Annotated in this window: 17 protein-coding genes; 10 read left to right on the forward strand and 7 right to left on the reverse strand. The window is 67.5% G+C overall.

Annotated elements, in window-relative coordinates:
- Position 1: 1 nt before the first annotated feature.
- The gene (locus tag GKZ92_RS00690) at positions 2-601 is read right to left on the reverse strand and encodes a mycothiol transferase (protein ID WP_081724877.1); all 600 of its coding nucleotides are present in this window, start codon (positions 599-601) and stop codon (positions 2-4) included.
- Positions 602-717: 116 nt separating this feature from the next.
- Between GKZ92_RS00690 and GKZ92_RS00695 the strand changes: the two genes are divergently transcribed.
- Positions 718-1,335: a pyridoxamine 5'-phosphate oxidase family protein gene (locus GKZ92_RS00695; protein ID WP_035755784.1), complete on the forward strand. Its 618-nt coding sequence runs from the start codon at positions 718-720 to the stop codon at positions 1,333-1,335.
- A 228-nt stretch (positions 1,336-1,563) separates the two neighbouring features.
- On the opposite strand, the gene GKZ92_RS00700 is transcribed toward GKZ92_RS00695, so the two are convergent.
- The gene (locus GKZ92_RS00700) at positions 1,564-3,138 is read right to left on the reverse strand and encodes an AMP-binding protein (RefSeq protein ID WP_006360789.1); all 1,575 of its coding nucleotides are present in this window, start codon (positions 3,136-3,138) and stop codon (positions 1,564-1,566) included.
- A 95-nt stretch (positions 3,139-3,233) separates the two neighbouring features.
- On the opposite strand from GKZ92_RS00700, the gene GKZ92_RS00705 reads away from it, so the two are divergent.
- On the forward strand, positions 3,234-4,037 hold the full coding sequence (locus GKZ92_RS00705) for a helix-turn-helix transcriptional regulator (protein ID WP_035755772.1): 804 nt from the start codon (positions 3,234-3,236) through the stop codon (positions 4,035-4,037).
- A gap of 271 nt (positions 4,038-4,308) precedes the next feature.
- Here the strand turns inward: GKZ92_RS00705 and GKZ92_RS00710 are convergent, their stop codons facing one another.
- Positions 4,309-4,584 (reverse strand): DUF7218 family protein, encoded by a 276-nt coding sequence (locus GKZ92_RS00710; protein ID WP_035755770.1) that lies wholly within the window; start codon positions 4,582-4,584, stop codon positions 4,309-4,311.
- Positions 4,585-4,840: 256 nt separating this feature from the next.
- Between GKZ92_RS00710 and GKZ92_RS00715 the strand changes: the two genes are divergently transcribed.
- Entirely contained in the window at positions 4,841-5,929 is a 1,089-nt protein-coding gene (locus tag GKZ92_RS00715) for an S-(hydroxymethyl)mycothiol dehydrogenase (RefSeq protein WP_155224899.1), read from the forward strand.
- Positions 5,929-6,558 carry an MBL fold metallo-hydrolase gene (locus GKZ92_RS00720; RefSeq protein WP_006360786.1) on the forward strand — a complete coding sequence of 210 codons (630 nt, stop codon included), beginning with the start codon at positions 5,929-5,931 and terminating at the stop codon, positions 6,556-6,558. Before GKZ92_RS00715 ends, GKZ92_RS00720 begins: the two co-directional genes overlap by 1 nt.
- 67 nt (positions 6,559-6,625) lie before the next feature.
- Here the strand turns inward: GKZ92_RS00720 and GKZ92_RS00725 are convergent, their stop codons facing one another.
- The gene (locus GKZ92_RS00725; RefSeq protein WP_035755766.1) at positions 6,626-7,228 is read right to left on the reverse strand and encodes a hypothetical protein; all 603 of its coding nucleotides are present in this window, start codon (positions 7,226-7,228) and stop codon (positions 6,626-6,628) included.
- Positions 7,229-7,361: 133 nt separating this feature from the next.
- On the opposite strand from GKZ92_RS00725, the gene GKZ92_RS00730 reads away from it, so the two are divergent.
- Together GKZ92_RS00730 and GKZ92_RS00735 are read left to right on the forward strand one after the other, a co-directional pair.
- The gene (locus GKZ92_RS00730) at positions 7,362-8,729 is read left to right on the forward strand and encodes an MFS transporter (RefSeq protein WP_035755764.1); all 1,368 of its coding nucleotides are present in this window, start codon (positions 7,362-7,364) and stop codon (positions 8,727-8,729) included.
- Between the two features lie 63 nt (positions 8,730-8,792).
- Complete coding sequence (locus tag GKZ92_RS00735) at positions 8,793-10,310, forward strand: ATP-dependent DNA ligase (RefSeq protein ID WP_035755782.1); 1,518 nt, start codon at positions 8,793-8,795, stop codon at positions 10,308-10,310.
- 12 nt (positions 10,311-10,322) lie between these two features.
- Here the strand turns inward: GKZ92_RS00735 and GKZ92_RS00740 are convergent, their stop codons facing one another.
- Positions 10,323-11,189, reverse strand: a complete 867-nt coding sequence (locus GKZ92_RS00740) for an anti-sigma factor (RefSeq protein ID WP_035755762.1) — start codon at positions 11,187-11,189, stop codon at positions 10,323-10,325.
- A gap of 177 nt (positions 11,190-11,366) precedes the next feature.
- Complete coding sequence (locus GKZ92_RS00745; protein ID WP_035755760.1) at positions 11,367-11,774, reverse strand: YccF domain-containing protein; 408 nt, start codon at positions 11,772-11,774, stop codon at positions 11,367-11,369.
- Between the two features lie 94 nt (positions 11,775-11,868).
- Between GKZ92_RS00745 and GKZ92_RS00750 the strand changes: the two genes are divergently transcribed.
- The gene (locus GKZ92_RS00750) at positions 11,869-12,123 is read left to right on the forward strand and encodes a hypothetical protein (RefSeq protein ID WP_035755758.1); all 255 of its coding nucleotides are present in this window, start codon (positions 11,869-11,871) and stop codon (positions 12,121-12,123) included.
- Here GKZ92_RS00750 and GKZ92_RS00755 read toward each other — a convergent pair.
- Entirely contained in the window at positions 12,120-12,683 is a 564-nt protein-coding gene (locus GKZ92_RS00755; RefSeq protein ID WP_035755756.1) for a maleylpyruvate isomerase family mycothiol-dependent enzyme, read from the reverse strand. The two genes, GKZ92_RS00750 and GKZ92_RS00755, sit on opposite strands and share 4 nt — an antisense overlap.
- Positions 12,684-12,720: 37 nt before the next feature.
- Between GKZ92_RS00755 and GKZ92_RS00760 the strand changes: the two genes are divergently transcribed.
- The 3 genes from GKZ92_RS00760 to exaC all read left to right on the forward strand — a co-directional run bounded on the left by GKZ92_RS00760 (position 12,721) and on the right by exaC (position 16,679).
- Entirely contained in the window at positions 12,721-13,554 is an 834-nt protein-coding gene (locus GKZ92_RS00760; protein WP_035755755.1) for a helix-turn-helix domain-containing protein, read from the forward strand.
- Positions 13,555-13,654: 100 nt separating this feature from the next.
- Positions 13,655-14,962 carry a GAF domain-containing protein gene (locus GKZ92_RS00765; protein ID WP_006360775.1) on the forward strand — a complete coding sequence of 436 codons (1,308 nt, stop codon included), beginning with the start codon at positions 13,655-13,657 and terminating at the stop codon, positions 14,960-14,962.
- A 193-nt stretch (positions 14,963-15,155) separates the two neighbouring features.
- On the forward strand, positions 15,156-16,679 hold the full coding sequence (exaC, locus tag GKZ92_RS00770) for an acetaldehyde dehydrogenase ExaC (protein ID WP_006360774.1): 1,524 nt from the start codon (positions 15,156-15,158) through the stop codon (positions 16,677-16,679).
- Positions 16,680-16,686: the final 7 nt, after the last annotated feature.

Consider the following 16,686-nt stretch of genomic DNA (forward strand, 5'->3'; position numbering starts at 1 on the left):
GCTACTGCATCCACTCGGCGTCGGCCCAGTCCTGACCCTCGGAGATGGCGCCCATGGTGGTCTGCCCGTCGAGGGCTTCGCGGATGATGTCGGCGTGTCCGCAGTGGTGAGAGGTCTCGCGGAGCAGGTGCAGGATCATGGTGCGGATCGTGGACCACTCGCGCTCGGGCGCCCAGGGCGCGGTGGGCTGGGGGATGACCTCGTCGAGGCTCTCGGCGTCGGCGATCACGCGGTCGAATCGAGCGGCGTTGCGGTCGTAGGCCTCGAGCCAGCCGGCGAGGGTCTCCCCCTCGACCAACTCGTACTCGGTTGCCGCGCGGCTCATGTCGAATTCGGCGTTCTCGTCGCGTTCGGTGATGATCGTGGCGGCGTTCTCCTCCCCGTTGGCGAGGTGCTTGATCAGAGCGCCGATGGTCAGTGTGCTGACCGTGGACTGCTTGCGAGCCTGCTCGTCGGAGAGATTGCGGGCGGAGATCTTGAGCAGGTTGCGCTGGTCCTGCAGTAGCGTGAGGAGTTCGAGCTTCTCGCCGGTGACGTCGACGCTGAGTTCTGCGGTGGTGTAGGTGCCCATGGTGTTCTCCGGTTCGTCGTTGATGATCATTCGTGCTGGTGAGAACCACGTTACGACCCATTGCGGACAGCTTCGGTCCTCGTTACAGAGGGATATGGCGGCTATATCGGTTGAGCCGGCGGCGACCGTGCCCGACGATGGGCGCCATGACATCTCCGCTCGACGCGCTCACCCGGAAGCCCGCCCGTGCCACCGACCGCGCCGCACTCGACGAACTCCTCGACCAGGCGAAGGTCGGAACCCTCAGCACGGTCGTCGACGGGCTGCCGTGGTCGGTGCCGATGCTGTTCGCCCGCGACGGGGACGACATCCTGCTGCACGGATCGACCGGGGCCGGCGCGCTGCGGCACGTCGCGACCGGTGCGCCCGTTGCGTTCACGGTGTTCGTGATGGACGGACTCGTCATCGCGGACACCCTCTTCGACCACTCCGCCAACTATCGGTCGGCAGTCGTGCGGGGTGTTCTCGAGCCGGTCGACGACGCGAAGTCGGTGCTGGAGGTGTTGTCGGACAAGCTCATTCCGGGCCGTGTCGCCGAAGTCCGGAAGACGACGCGCAAAGAACTCGCTGCCACGGTCGCACTGCGGCTGCCGATCGTCGACGGCCAGTGGATCGCGAAGGCGCGGACGGGCGGACCTGGTGTCGAGTCCGCGGACTGGACCGGCGTCGTACCGATGAGAACGGTCTACGACGCGCCGATCACGTATTCCGGTGCGACTCCCCCGGATTCGGTTCTGGCGTTGGCAGAACCTCCGGCCGGGTAGCGTCGACCGTCGCACGTCGTGGGAGCCGGCCGACGGGTCATCCGGGGGCGAATGACCCGCCGGCCGAAGGTTCGCGACATTGCGAACCGAGATCGAGGTCACCGGGCCGACCGGATTGCGGTAGCCGGCCGCGATGCTCGATGGTGACGCGGCCCAGCGGAAGGGGGGCACCCGCTGGGTCGCGCGCGTGGAAGACCGCGTCCCGGGATCGCCGGGACGCGGTCGGCTCTATCCCTTGCGCAGCAGGAACCGCTGGATCTTGCCGCTGGGGGTCTTGGGGAGAGCGTCGACGAAGTGCACGGTGCGCGGGTACGCGTGCGCGGCGAACTCGGTCTTCACCAGCTGCTGCAGCTCCTTCTCCAGGGCCTCGGTGCCCTCGATGCCGGGAGCGAGGACGACGAACGCCTCGATGACCTCGCCGCGCAGTTCGTCGGGTCGCCCGACCACCGCGACGTCGATCACCGACGGGTGCGTGATCAGTACGCTCTCCACATCGAAGGGGCCGATGCGGTAGCCGGCCATGATGATCACGTCGTCGTCGCGCGCGGAGAAGAAGTAGCGGCCTTCCTCGTCGGCGCGGCCGGTGTCGCCGGTGAGGTACCAGCGGCGGTCCTCGGTGAACCGGGCGGCGGTCTTGTCCGGGGCGTCGAGGTAACCGCTGAACCACATGAGCGGGCTGGCGGGGACGTCGATCGCGATCTGGCCGTCGACGATGCCGGCGGCGAAACCGGGCATCGGCTTGCCCATCGAGCCGGGGACGAGCGTCTCGTAGACGTCGGAGTGCCAGTGGTTGTTGATGAACATGCCGTGCTCGGTCTGGCCGTAGTGATCGCGGACCTCGGTGCCGAGTGCCTGCTGGGCCCAGCCGATGACGTCGGGGGTCAGGGGCTCGCCGGCCGACGACGCGCGTCGCAGCGCGAAGCCGGTGATCCGCGGATCCTTGCTCAGGGTGCGGTAGACCGTCGGTGCCGCGGCGAAGTTCGTGACTCCGAGACCGCCGAGGATCTGCGCGGTGAGCTCGGGGCTGAAGCCGGCGTGGAGCAGCAGGTTGCGGTGTCCGGTGGCCAGCGGGCCGAGGACGCCGTAGTAGAGGCCGTAGGCCCAACCCGGGTCGGCGGCGTTCCAGAAGACGTCGTCGTCACGGACGTCGAGGCCGTAGTGCATGTAGGCGACGAACGAGGCGAGTGCCTTGACCGGCACCGGCACACCCTTGGGCGCACCGGTGGTACCGCTGGTGAAGAGCAGGATCAGCGCGCCGTCGCCACCGACGGCCACCGACTCGGCGATCGGCTCGTTCGAGGAAACCAGCTGCTCGAATTCTTCTCCGGCGACGATCGCTCGAATCCCGTCGATGCCCTCGAGCTTCGACGCCTGGCTCGGTTCGGTGATCACGACCTTCGCCTTGCCGGACGTCAGGCGCATCTCGATGGCAGGGGTGGCGAAGGCGGTGAACAGCGGGATGTAGACGGCGCCGAGGCGGGCGATGGCCAGCAGTGACACGACCAGCTCTTCGCGCTTGCCCATGAGGACGCCGACGGTGTCGCCACGGCCGACGCCGAGATCGGCCAGCGCCGATGCGAAGCGCTTGGACCGCTCGGCGAGGTCGCCGTAGGTCACGTCGGTGGTGATCGGCGCGGGGGCCGAGTCGGCGTCCGCGGAGGCCTCGACCTCGATCACGGTGAACGCGACCGCGTCGGGATCGTGGTCGTCGACGAGGAGTGCCGCCGCGTTGGCATCGGGCGCCCCGTAGATTGCCAACCAGCGGTCGACCATGTGGGTGGGGGTCATGGTGGCCTGTGTCATCGTGAACCTCGCTCTTGACTGAGTAAGCTGAGTCACAGTGTGATGCGCTGTATGTAGTCCCTGCCACCCTCCGAAGAGGGGGATAGAGAGGTGAGATGCCCGAGCCGTTGAGCGGGATCGTCACCGACGCGTTGCGACGGGTGCGCAAATCGAGCGGAGTGCCCCTGGCCTTCGCCGGCGTCGTCAACAATTCGACGAGCCTGCGCCTCCAGCATTTCGCCGGCAACCATGCAGGTGCGCTGGCCGGACTCTCGGTCGACGTCGGGCACGGGCTGGGCGGCAAGGTCGTCTCGCTGAACCGGCCGATGGTGGTCGAGGACTACCTACGCACCCCGCACATCACCCACCGCTACAACACGCTCATCGAACGTGAGGGACTCCGCGCGATGATGGCCGCGCCGATCATCGTCAACCGGACGCCGGTCGCGGTCATCTACGGCGCGCTGCACACCCCCGATCCGATCGGTGGCCGCATGCTCGACGTCCTGGCCGCCGAGGCGCGCGCCGTCGAGCAGGAGATCGTGGCCTCGCGGGCCCGGCTGGAGCACGGAGCCCAGAGCGAGGACGAGCTGCGCGACCGGATGACCGCCGCCTACGCGCGGCTGCGCTCGCTGGTCGACACCGTCGACGACGCCCGTCTCGCCGAACAACTCGCCGCCGTCACCGATTTCCTGCTGGCCGAGGCCGCCGCCGACTCGGCCGTGGTCGAGCTGACCGGACGCGAACAGGACGTGCTGTCGCTCGCCGCGCTCGGCTACTCGAATGCGCGGATCGCCGAGGCCCTCGGCCTGACCGTGCACACGGTCAAGAGCTACATGAAGGATGCGATGCGCAAGCTCGACGCGTCGTCGCGGCTCGAGGCCGTGGTCGCCGCCCGGCGCGCCGGTCTGCTGCCCTGACCCGGCCCGGAATCCGTAGAAAAACCGGGGTCATAGCGCGTATTTCTTCTACGGACCGCCGGTGGCGGAGGTCACGTCGGAGGGCCCGGAATAGATCCGGGACGGTCGCAGTTGAAGAGCTCGACGGTGACGGATTCAAGCCCCGGGCCTCAACCCTTTTGCCGCTTCGAGCGGCCACTCGCCGAGAGGCGCATTGACCGGCATCGTCCTTCAACACGCCGAAGCCGCCGACCCCACAAGGGACGGCGGCTTCGGTGCTGTCTGCGTCGTGTCAGTGGCTGCGTAGCTTCTCGATCAGCTCGTCCTTCTTCAGGCCGGAGTATCCGCTGATGTCGAGTTCCTTCGCGCGGTCCTTGAGCTCGTCGACGGTCCAGTCCTCGTAGGAACCGGATGTGCCGCCGCTGCGGCCCACGTCCGACCGGGAGCTGTTGGCCGCGGCATTGGCGATACGTGCGGACTTTTCCTTCGAGTTGCCCTCGTCGCGCAGCTTCTCGTAGAGCTCGTCGTCCTTGACCGACGGTCCCGGGTCGCGCTTCTTCTCCGCCATGTCTGCCTCCTCGTGGTCGACGCGATCGGTTCTCCCACGGGCGTGCCCGGTCGCGGGTACAACCAAACCTGAGCCGGGGAGTTCGCACCCCGATATGGACACCGGCAGTTAACGGTGTTGAACACGAGTGGACGGTAATGGCGGGTACGGATAAGGTTGTGACGATGTGTCCGGTAAGGGCGAATCCTGTCGCCACGGCCGGGAACACAGACGAATACGAACGCTGACAACGCAGTTTCGGAAGGAAACAGAACGCATGTCTCAGACAGTCAAGGGAGTCATCTCGCGCAGCAAGAAGTCGCCGACGGAGGTCGTCGACATCGTGATCCCGGACCCGGGTGCGCGTGATGTCGTCGTGGCGATCAAGGCCTGCGGTGTCTGCCACACCGACCTCGCCTACCGCGAGGGCGGCATCAACGACGAGTACCCCTTCCTCCTGGGCCACGAGGCGGCCGGCGTCGTCGAGTCGGTCGGCTCGGATGTCACCCACGTCGAGGTCGGCGATTTCGTCGTCCTGAACTGGCGCGCCGTGTGTGGCGAGTGCCGCGCATGTAAGCGCGGCCGTCCGTGGTACTGCTTCGACACCTTCAACGCGAGCGTCCCGATGACCCTCGCCGACGGCACCGAACTGACCCCGGCGCTGGGCATCGGCGCCTTCGCCGAGAAGACCCTCATCCACGAATTGCAGTGCACCAAGGTCAATCCCGACACCGATCCGGCCGTTGCCGGTCTTCTCGGTTGCGGCGTGATGGCCGGCATCGGTGCCGCCATGAACACCGGCAACGTCGGCCGCGGCGACTCGGTCGCCGTGATCGGTTGCGGCGGTGTGGGTGATGCCGCGATCGCCGGCGCCAAGCTGGCCGGCGCGACCAAGATCATCGCGATCGACCGCGACCCGGGCAAGCTCGAATGGGCCAAGGAGCTCGGCGCGACCCACACCATCGACGGCAGCAAGGTCGACGACGTGGTCACCGCGGTCGGGGACCTCACCGACGGCAACGGTGCCGACGTCGTCATCGACGCGGTCGGCCGGCCGGAGACCTACAAGCAGGCCTTCTACGCGCGTGATCTCGCCGGCGTCGTCGTCCTCGTCGGTGTGCCGACGCCGGAGATGACCCTGGAGATGCCGCTCGTCGACTTCTTCTCGCGCGGTGGCGCTCTGAAGTCCTCGTGGTACGGCGACTGCCTGCCCGAGCGTGACTTCCCGATGCTCATCGACCTGTACGAGCAGGGACGTCTGCCGCTCGACAAGTTCGTCACCGAACGGATCGGCATCGACGACGTCGAGGCCGCGTTTTCGGCGATGGAGGCCGGCAAGGTCCTGCGTTCGGTGGTGGAACTCTGATGGCCGGGCTGCGCATCGACAACGTCGTCACCTCGGGCACCTTCAGCCTCGACGGCGGCACCTGGGACGTCGACAACAACGTGTGGCTCGTCGGCAACGACGACGAGGTCATCATCATCGACGCCGCGCACTCGGCGGCACCGATCCTCGAAGGCGTCGGCGACCGCACGGTGAAGGCGATCGTGCTCACCCACGGTCACAACGACCACGTCACCGTCGCGCCGGAACTGTCCGAGGCCACGGGTGCGCCGATCCTCCTGCACCCCGGAGACGACATGCTCTGGAACGACACCCATCCCGACGTGTCGCACCAGGATCTCGAGGACGGGCAGAAGATCAGCATCGCCGGCACCGAGCTCACGATCATCAACACGCCCGGCCACTCGCCGGGCTCGTCGGTGATCCACCTGCCCGAAGCGGGTGTGCTGTTCTCCGGTGACACCCTGTTCCAGGGCGGCCCGGGCGCGACGGGACGCTCGTACTCGAGCTTCCCGACGATCATCGCCTCGATCACCGAGAAGATCTTCACCCTCGATCCCGAGACCAAGGTCTACACTGGTCACGGCGACGGCACGACCGTCGCCGCCGAGGCACCTCATCTAGAGGAATGGATCAAGCGCGGCAGCTGATCCGAGCAACAAAGAACCCGGCGAGGGTTGCCGATCAGGCACCCACGCCGGGTTCTTTCATGTCACCTCACGGCTGTTGCCGAGGCTGCCCCGGTTGCCCGCCACCGGGCAGGTGCTCGCCCGATTCGTGCCTGCCGGAATGAGTGTCGGGATTGTGGCCGCCGGCACCGGGGGTTCCGGGACCTGAATTGCCGGGACCGGGGGTCCCAGGAGCGTGTGTTCCGGGGCCTTGCGGACCGTGACCGTGCGTACCGGGGATGTGGGTCTCCCGGCCGGCGGGGTCGTGCCGGCGGTCGTCCCCGACCGGTCCGCGATCGCCGCGATCGCCGCGGACATCCGGATCGAGCTGGTCGGCGCGGGCGAGGGTGCTCTCGACCTCGTCCCGCTTCTCCGCCGCCTGCGTGCCGTGGGCTTTCGCCTGCTCGTTAAGCCGTTTTGCCTCGGCGGCCTTGGCGTCGGCCTCGGCCTGGGCCTTGCGTGCCCGCGCGTCGGACTCCTCGGCGATCGCCTCGCGCTGACGCATCTCCGACACCTGGTCGGTCGCGTTCTCGCGGATCTGCTGTGCCTTCGTCCGGCGGACGTCCTGACGCTTACGCAGGAACAGCAACAGAAGAGCGAGCAGGACTATCACGACGACGACGGCGATGATGATCCATACTGCGGTATCCATGGGGGGCCTCCTCGATTCATGGCCTTGGACGGGTACCCACAAAGCCCGCCGCCCAATCTGCGGCCGCCAGGGGCCGAGAGATCGCGGGGTTACCTCGTCATGTGATGCAGTCCTCAGGCGTAACCTGCCACGAATGAGCGAGTCCGCGGTCCGCAATCTCGACCACCCCGAACAGCCTCCGGTACCCCGGCGCCGAATAGTCATCGCCTCGATGGTCGGGACAAGCGTCGAGTTCTTCGACTTCTACATCTACGCCACCGCCGCGGTGCTGGTGTTCCCGGTGCTGTTCTTCCCGAAGGGCGACGACACGGCCGCCCTGCTGTCGTCGTTCGCGACGTTCGGACTCGCCTTCGTCGCACGCCCGATCGGCTCGGTCCTGTTCGGCCACTTCGGAGACCGCATCGGACGCAAGGCGACACTGGTCGGCTCATTGCTCACGATGGGTATAGCCACCTTCGTGATCGGACTCCTGCCGACCTTCGACCAGGTGGGCTATCTCGCGCCGGCGCTGCTCGCGCTGCTGCGCTTCTGCCAGGGTCTCGGACTCGGCGGCGAATGGTCCGGCGCAGCACTTCTCGCGACCGAGACCGCGGAGAAGGGCAAACGCGCCTGGGCGGCGATGTGGCCGCAGCTGGGTGCACCGATCGGCTTCTTCTTCGCCAACGGGATGTTCCTGCTGCTGATCTTCGGCCTCGACTTCGACGCGAAGACCTCGCCCGCCGACCATGCGTTCATGACATGGGGATGGCGAATCCCGTTCCTGGCCAGTGCGATCATGGTCGTCATCGGTCTGTACGTGCGTCTCAAGCTCACCGAGACGCCGGTGTTCGCCAAGGCCGTCGAGGAGGGCAAGAAGGTCAAGACCCCGCTCGCCGAGGTCGTCAGGACCAGCTGGCGTCAGCTGATCGCCGGCACCTTCATCATGGTCGCGACATACACGCTCTTCTACATCGTGACGACGTGGATCGTCTCGTACGGCACCGGCAAGGTGACCGACGCGTCGGGCGTGAAACTGTCGTTCAGCTACGCCGACTTCCTGCAGTTGCAGATCATCGCGGTGCTCTTCTTCGCCGGATTCGTGATGGTCTCCGGACGGCTTGCCGACAAGTACGGCCGTCGGGCGTTCCTCCTCGTGATCACGGTGATGATCATCGTCTTCGGTCTGTTCTTCGCACTGATCCTCGATCCGTCGTCGATGAACAACGGGCGGATGCTGTTCTTCCTCATCCTCGGCATGACCCTGATGGGTCTCACCTTCGGGCCGATGAGCGCGATCCTGCCGGAGCTGTTCCCGACCAACGTGCGCTACACGGGTTCGGGTATCTCCTACAACGTCTCGTCGATCATCGGTGCCGCGGTCGCGCCGTTCATCGCGACGTGGATCGTCGCCGACTTCGGTGTGGGTTGGGTCGGTGTCTACCTCGCCGTCGCCGCGTGCACGACGCTGATCGCACTGCTCAGCGTCCGGGAGACCAAGACGGTCGACCTGAGCGAGGTCTGACCTTCCGGGCCGGGTACCGCGAGGTACCCGGCGGTGTCGGACCCGGCGGGTACCTTCGGAGGGATGAAGCTGATCGACGTGGTGCAGACGTCGTCTGACGTCGCACGCGATCGCTCACGCACCCGCAAGACCGAGGTGCTCGCCGGCCTGCTGGCCACTGCCGCCGACGCCGAGCTGCCGATCGTGGTCGCCTGGCTGTCGGGTGAAATCCCGCAGGGCAGGTTGGGTGTGGGCTGGCGGTCGCTGTCGAAACTGGCGTCCGAACCGGCCGGAGAACCGTCGCTCGAGGTCGCCGAGGTCGACGCCGCTTTCGGTGAACTCGCCGCCGCGAGCGGACCCGGTTCGACGACCCGCCGCGCCGAGATCCTCGCCGCGATGTTCGCCGCCGCCACCGAACCCGAGCAGAAGTTCCTCATCGCCCTGCTCACCGGCGAACTGCGCCAGGGTGCGCTGGCCGGGGTCATGACCGATGCGATCGCCAAGGTCACCGGGGAATCGCTGACCGCGGTGCGTCGCGTCCACATGCTCACCGGATCGCTCCCGGAGACCGCGGCCCTTGCACGTTTCGGCGCCGAGGCGTTGGCCGGCGTGGGACTCGAGGTGGGCCGCGCCGTCGAACCGATGCTCGCGACGCCCGCCGACAACCTCGACGCCGCCCTGGAACTCCTCGGTCCCGACCTCGTCGTCGACTACAAACTCGACGGTGCGCGAATCCAGGTTCACCGCAAGGGCACCGACATCTCGGTGTACACCCGCACGCTCCGCGACGTCACCGGGAACGTGCCCGACCTCGTCGAGGTGATCGCCGGACTGCCCTGCGACTCGGTCATCCTCGACGGCGAGACCCTCATGCTCAGCGACGACGGACGCCCGCGGTCGTTCCAGGACACGATGAGCCGCTTCGGTTCCGGGCCGACCGCCGCCGGCGAACCGGAGCGTCTGCTCAAGCCGTTCTTCTTCGACTGCCTCCACCTCGACGGCGTCGACCTCATCGACCGCCCGCTGTCCGAGCGTCTCGCCGCCATCGATTCGATCGCACCGCAACTTCGCATCCCCGCGGTGACCCGCCCGACCGCCGACGAGGCCAAACGCCACTTCGACACCGCGATGGCCGACGGCCACGAAGGCGTGATGGTCAAATCCCTCGACGGGCTCTACGTCGCCGGACGCCGCGGAAAGGCCTGGCAGAAGGTCAAACCCACGCACACCTTCGATCTCGTCGTGCTCGGTGCCGAGTGGGGATCGGGCCGGCGGACCGGTTGGCTGTCGAACCTGCACCTGGGTGCCCGCGACCCCGAGACCGGCGAGTTCATCATGGTGGGCAAGACGTTCAAGGGTCTCACCGACGACATCCTCCGGTGGCAGACCGAGGAGTTCCCGAAGCATGCGACGCATCGCGACGCCCACACGGTCTACCTTCGTCCGCAGGTCGTCGTCGAGATCGAACTCGATGGTGCGCAACGGAGCTCGCGGTATGCCGGCGGCGTGGCGCTCCGATTCGCGCGGGTCGTGCGCTACCGGCCCGACAAGACCCCCGACCTCGCCGACAGCATCGAGACGATTCGCGCGTTGCTCAAATAGCCTCTCCGTGCATCAGCTCAACGACAGCTGCGCGACCGGAGCGCTGGTCGGATGCGCCGAGCCACCGGGCGGTTCGACGGTGAACGCCAGTGCGTCGGCGGTGTTGATCCCGGACAGCACGGCGGTGGTGACCGGTTCGACGTCCTTGTCGGTCATGGTGCCGGCCGAACGCGTGCCGCCGGGCCCGACGAGCCACATCTGGTACACGGTGCCGGGTTCCGGTGGCGGCACCGAATTCATCACCAGCACAGCGCTATCGGCCGACGCGGCCACGTAGACGGTGGCGCTCCCGGTGGCGACCGGTGCGCTCGTCGAGCGTAGGTCGTCAGCAGAGAACACCTGCTCGGCCGGCAGAGCGACTGGTGCGGGAGCGGCCGGTTGCTCGGTGCTGGACAATCCGATCGCCCAGCCGAGCGCGCCAGCCGCGATGGCGACGACGGCCGCTGCGGTCAGATAGGTGAATCGACGTGAGCGGCGGGGTCGATGGGCGTCGAAGTCCGCGGGTGGTTCGATCTCCTCCGACGGTGGGGGAACGGAAGCTTCGGCCTCGAGATCCCCGACGGGCGGCATCGCCGGAACCCCGGAGACCGGTGTGGCGTCGCGTACCGACGGCTCGTCGAGCCCCGCCTCGGCGCGCGCAGCGGCGAGTACCCGCTCACGGAGCGCCGGCGGCGGAGGTGTCGCGGTGGCGGCGCTGACCGCGGCCATGGCCTCACGCGTGGCCCGGACCTGCTTGTCGAACAACTCGCGGAAGTCCGCGGGAGCGGCGGCCACCCGTGCCTCGATGTCGCGCAGCTCGTCGGAGGTCAGTGCGTTCAGCCCGACCACCGGTGCGAGTTCGAGCAATTCTGCTGATTCGGGATCGAGATGATCAGTCATCGCACACCTCCTTCCCTCGGCGTCGTACCGCGTTCACCTTCTGCTGCTGTCCTACCGATGGGCGGCAGATATTCGCCCGCATGTGCGGACGCAGAGCGCCGCCGCTCGAACGGGTCCGGGCGTGAGGCTCATGCCCCTTCTTCGGACTCGACGACGGAATCGGATGGGTCGGTCGTCTCACATACGTGCGGGGACCCCGCCGGGCATCTGCTGGCCGGTGGGGACGATCTCGGCGCCGAGCGGGAGCAGCGAAACCGGCACCATCTTGAAGCTCGCGATACCCAGCGGAATGCCGATGATGGTGATGCAGAGGGCGAGTCCGGTGGCGATGTGGCCGATCGCCAGCCAGATGCCGGCGACGAGTATCCAGATGACGTTGCCGATCATCGACGCCGCCCCGGCGGTCGGTTTGCGGACGACGGTGCGGCCGAACGGCCAGAGTGCGTAGTTGGCCATCCGGAACGACGCGATGCCGAACGGGATGGTGATGATCAGGATGCAGCAGATGATGCCGGCGACGACGTAGCCGATCGCCATCCACAGTCCGCACAGCAGCAGCCAGATCACGTTCAGGATGGTCTTCATCCGTCCATTGTCCACGTGTCGGAGCGCGGTGGGGACGAAAGCGTGACCAGCACCGACGTGCGGGCGTCCGGACGGCCACCTTACGATTGGTCCCATGCGAGGTCAGTCGGGGCGGACGCGGGAAGCGGTGTGGGCGTTGGTCGCCACGCTGGTCCTCGTCATCCGCATCCTGGCGACCATCTCCCTCATCCTGTTCGTCATCGGGTGGGCCGTCGTGGCCGTCCGCGATTCGTTCGACAACGCCTTCCTGTGGCCGGCGATCGGCGCCGGTGTCGCGCTGCTGCTGAGCACCTATGTCTACAGCCACCTGCGGGTGCGGCACCCGCGGCACAACGGCTGGATTCCCTAGAAGGCGCGCCTCCCCAGCCGGGCGAGCAGCGCGGTCTGACGGTCGGCGCCGGCCGGGATGTCGACGCGCTCGCAGACCCCTTCGGAGTAGAGGGCGTCCCCGAAACCGTCTGCCGCGGTCTCCATCTCGGCGAGTTGGTCGTCGGTGAAGCGATGGCCGAGGCCGGCTGCGGCGGCGACGTCCCATCGATGGGCGATCATGTCGAAACCGTAGAAGCGGATCAGGGTCTCGCCGATGGTGGTCGGACCGAAGTGGCCGTCGAAGGCGCGGTCGGCGATGGACGGATCGGCGAGACGCGTGGCGACGGCGTCCCGATGGGTGCGCCAGGCCGCCACGGGGTCGTCGAGCGACGGGGCGGGGCCGAGGTCGACGCCGTGTCCGGCGAAGAAGTCCCGCTGGGTGTCGACGACGTGCCCCACGACGTCGCGGGCCGTCCAGCCGTCACACGGCGAGGGGTTGGACCAGGCGTCGGCGGGCACGGTCGCGATGACGTCGCCGAAACCGATGGCATAGGAGTTGTAGTGGTCGCGCAGTGGTGCATTGTCAGTGGTGGTGGTCATGATGACAGTCAAACGCCACTGCAGGGGACGGTGATTGATGAAACCCGACAAGTCGGGATCGATGCGACTCGACGACGTCGAACGCGCACATCTCGTCGACCCCGCGGATGCGAGCCACCGCATCGGTCGGTGGGGGCCGAACCCAGATCTCGGCGAGATGGTCCGTCGGTTCTGGGTGCCGGTCTGGTCGGTATCGCCCGGGGCGGAGGCACCCCAACGGGTGCTGCAGTACCCGGTGTGTCTGCTCGTCATCAGCAACACTTACGCCCGCTTCTACGGGGTGGTCACCGGCCTGTCGGAGACTGTCCTCACCGGTGACGGATGGGCGGTCGGCGTGATGTTCACCCCGGGGGCCGGTGGTCTGCTCGTGGGAGACGTCGCCCGGTGGACCGACCGATCCGACGAACTGTCGGTGGTCTTCGGCGAGCCCGGCGCGAACCTCGCACGGTCGGTACGCGCGGTGATGGAACGTGCACCGGAAGACGAGGACACCCAGCGTGCCGCGACGGACATCGTCGAGAACTGGCTGCGGGGGTATCTCCCGATGGACGAGGACGGTCGCCTGATCAACGCGATCGTCGACTGGGTCGAGAACGATTCGACGGTGGTCGCGGTCGCGCAGATCTGCGAGCGGTTCCACGTCACCGAGCGCAGCCTGCAACGACTCACCCGCCGCCGGCTCGGCCTCACCCCGAAATGGCTCATCCAGCGCCGACGCCTCCAGGAAGCGGCCGAACGCCTTCGCGAACCCGACGAGACCCTGGCCGATCTCGCCGCCGAACTCTCCTACGCCGACGAGGCCCACTTCGTCCGCGACTTCAAGGCCGTCACCGGGATGACCCCTCGGGAGTTCTCCTCGCGGTTCGCTTGACCAGGGCGAGTAGTCTCTACACGCTGGTGAACCCGGATTGTTGCCGGGATCACAGTTTGCCAGGCAGAATCGTCGGCATATGGCGAGTGACGGAGGGCGCATGACTGACGCGGCTGCGGTGGCGACACGCATCCGCCGTGCGTATGAGGAATTCCTCTCCGGTGTCACGCCCCCGACGGACGCGGTCCGCTCCATCGTCCGTGACTCCTGGGCTCGCTCACTGAGCCGAGGCATCGATCCCAGCGACGGCAGTCCGGCCGACGGGTTGCCGACCGGCGAAGCAGTGTCGACGATGACCGCCGACGAGTTCGCCGAGTACCGCGCGACCCACCCGATCACCGCGGTCCGACCCCTGGTCCAGTCACTCATGGTCGACGCGATCGCCGACACCGGAGTCGTCGTCGCGCTGACCGACCAGGTCGGACGGCTGCTGTGGGTCGAGGGGGACTCCGCCGCGCGGGACAAGGCCGGCAACATCAACTTCGTCGAGGGCTCGGTCTGGAGCGAGGAAGCGGTCGGCACCAACGCGCCCGGTCTCGCCCTGGCCGTCGACCGCGGTGTCCAGATCGTCGGTCCCGAACACTTCGCCGGTCCGGTCCAGGAATGGAGTTGCGCCGCGGCGCCGGTGCACGATCCGTTCACCGGGCACGTCATCGGCGTGATCGACGTGACCGGCGGACGCGAGGTCGCGGCCCCGTTCGCGCTCGCGGCGGTCCGGTCGGTGGTCGCCGCGGTGGAGCGGGAACTGCAGTCGAGCGCCGTGGACCTCGCCGACCCGGCGACCTTCCACACGGGTGTCGCGCGGTCGAGCGCCGCCCACCTCACCGTCCTCGGGGACGGTCCGCATCGCTGGCGCCGCACCGCCGACGCGACCAGTGCACGCACCGTGTCGCCGCGGCACGCGGAGATCCTCGTTCTGCTGCAGGCCTTTCCGGAGGGACTCAACACCGAGCAGCTGGCCCTGAAGCTCGCCGAGGAGGGGCTCGATCCGGTGAGCGTGCGCGCCGAGATCTCCCGGCTACGACGCGATCTCGGCGCCGACGTCGTCGCGAGCCGGCCCTACCGCCTCACTCTCGACATCTCCTCCGACATCTCCGACATCCGGTCCCGCATCGAGAGCGGAACCGACCTGGCGTCGGTGGTCGACGACCTCGGCCGCGGTGGATTGCTGGTCGAGTCGACGGCGCCGGGCATCGCGGAGATCTTCGAGGAACTGCGTGAGGACCTCCGGTCACGCCTCATCGCCGGTGGCGACGTCGCCGCGCTGCGCAAGTGGACGTCGTCGGTCCACGGGCGCGACGACCTCGTTGCGTGGCGTCGCCTCGAACACCGTCTGCCGGTCGGGCACCCCGACCGCGCCGTCGTCGGCGGCCGCATCAGGTTGCTCGACAAGCGTTACGGGGTCTGAGGCTTCGACGGAGCTCAGCCGGTGGGGAGTCGCAGCCGGCAACAGGGCTGGTCAGGGCGCATTGCGAACGTTGCAACCCTCGTGCAACGAGCTCACACCTACTGTGTGGAACAGATCACATCGGACGTCCAGGGGTGTCCTACGTGACAGAGTCCAGCGCCCTCGAGAAGAGGCCGACACGCAAGGAGTGACCATGACCGTCTTCGCAAAGCCCGGTGCCGATGGCTCGGTGATGAGCTACGAGTCGCGCTACGACAACTGGATCGGCGGCCAGTGGACCCCGCCGGTGAAGGGCCAGTACTTCGAGAACCCGTCGCCGGTGGACGGCAAGACGTTCTGTGAGGTCGCCCGCTCGACCGCCGAGGACATCGACCTCGCCCTCGACGCCGCCCACAAGGCCGCCCCGGCGTGGGGCAAGACCCCCGTCGCCGAGCGCTCCCTCGCACTGCTCCGCATCGCCGACCGCATGGAGGAGAACCTCGAGAAGCTCGCGGTCGCCGAGACCTGGGACAACGGCAAGGCCGTCCGTGAGACGCTCGCCGCCGACATCCCGCTCGCCATCGATCACTTCCGCTACTTCGCCGGTGCGCTGCGCGCCCAGCAGGGCGGGATCTCGGAGATCGACGAAGACACCGTGGCGTACCACTTCCACGAGCCGCTCGGCGTCGTCGGCCAGATCATCCCGTGGAACTTCCCGATCCTCATGGCCGTCTGGAAGCTCGCCCCGGCTCTCGCCGCCGGCAACGCGGTGGTGCTCAAGCCCGCCGAGCAGACCCCGGCGTCGATCCTCTACCTGGTGAGCCTCATCAGCGACCTGCTGCCCGCCGGTGTTCTCAACGTGGTCAACGGATTCGGCGTCGAGGCCGGCAAGCCCCTCGCTTCGAGCAACCGCATCCGCAAGATCGCCTTCACCGGTGAGACCACCACCGGACGCCTGATCATGCAGTACGCGTCGGAGAACCTGATCCCGGTCACCCTCGAGCTCGGTGGCAAGAGCCCCAACATCTTCTTCAACGACGTCATGGCATCCGACGACGGCTTCCTCGACCGTGCGTTGGAAGGCTTCTCGATGTTCGCGCTCAACCAGGGCGAGGTGTGCACCTGCCCGAGCCGCGCGCTGATCCAGCAGGACATCTACGACGAGTTCATCGCCAAGGCCGTCGACCGCGTCTCGAAGATCAAGCAGGGCAACCCGCTCGACACCGACACCATGATGGGTGCACAGGCATCGAACGACCAGTTCGAGAAGATCTCGTCGTACCTGGCCATCGGTCGCGACGAGGGCGCCCAGGTGCTCACCGGCGGCGAGGTCGCGGATCTCGGTGGCGACCTGTCCGGCGGCTTCTACATCAAGCCGACGGTCTTCCAGGGCAACAACAAGATGCGCATCTTCCAGGAGGAGATCTTCGGCCCGGTCCTCGCGGTCACCACCTTCAAGGACTTCTCCGACGCCATGCACATCGCCAACGACACCCTGTACGGCCTCGGTGCCGGCGTGTGGAGCCGCGACGGTGCGACCGCCTACCGTGCGGGCCGCGAGATCCAGGCCGGTCGTGTGTGGACCAACACCTACCACGACTACCCGGCACACGCTGCCTTCGGCGGCTACAAGCAGTCCGGCATCGGTCGCGAGAACCACCTGATGATGCTCGAGCACTACCAGCAGACCAAGAACCTCCTGGTCGGTTACGCTCAGAACGCGAAGGGCTTCTTCTGAGCCACTC

It is taken from the genome of Gordonia sp. 135, assembly GCF_009720185.1.
GTDB classification, from domain to species: Bacteria; Actinomycetota; Actinomycetes; order Mycobacteriales; family Mycobacteriaceae; genus Gordonia; species Gordonia alkanivorans.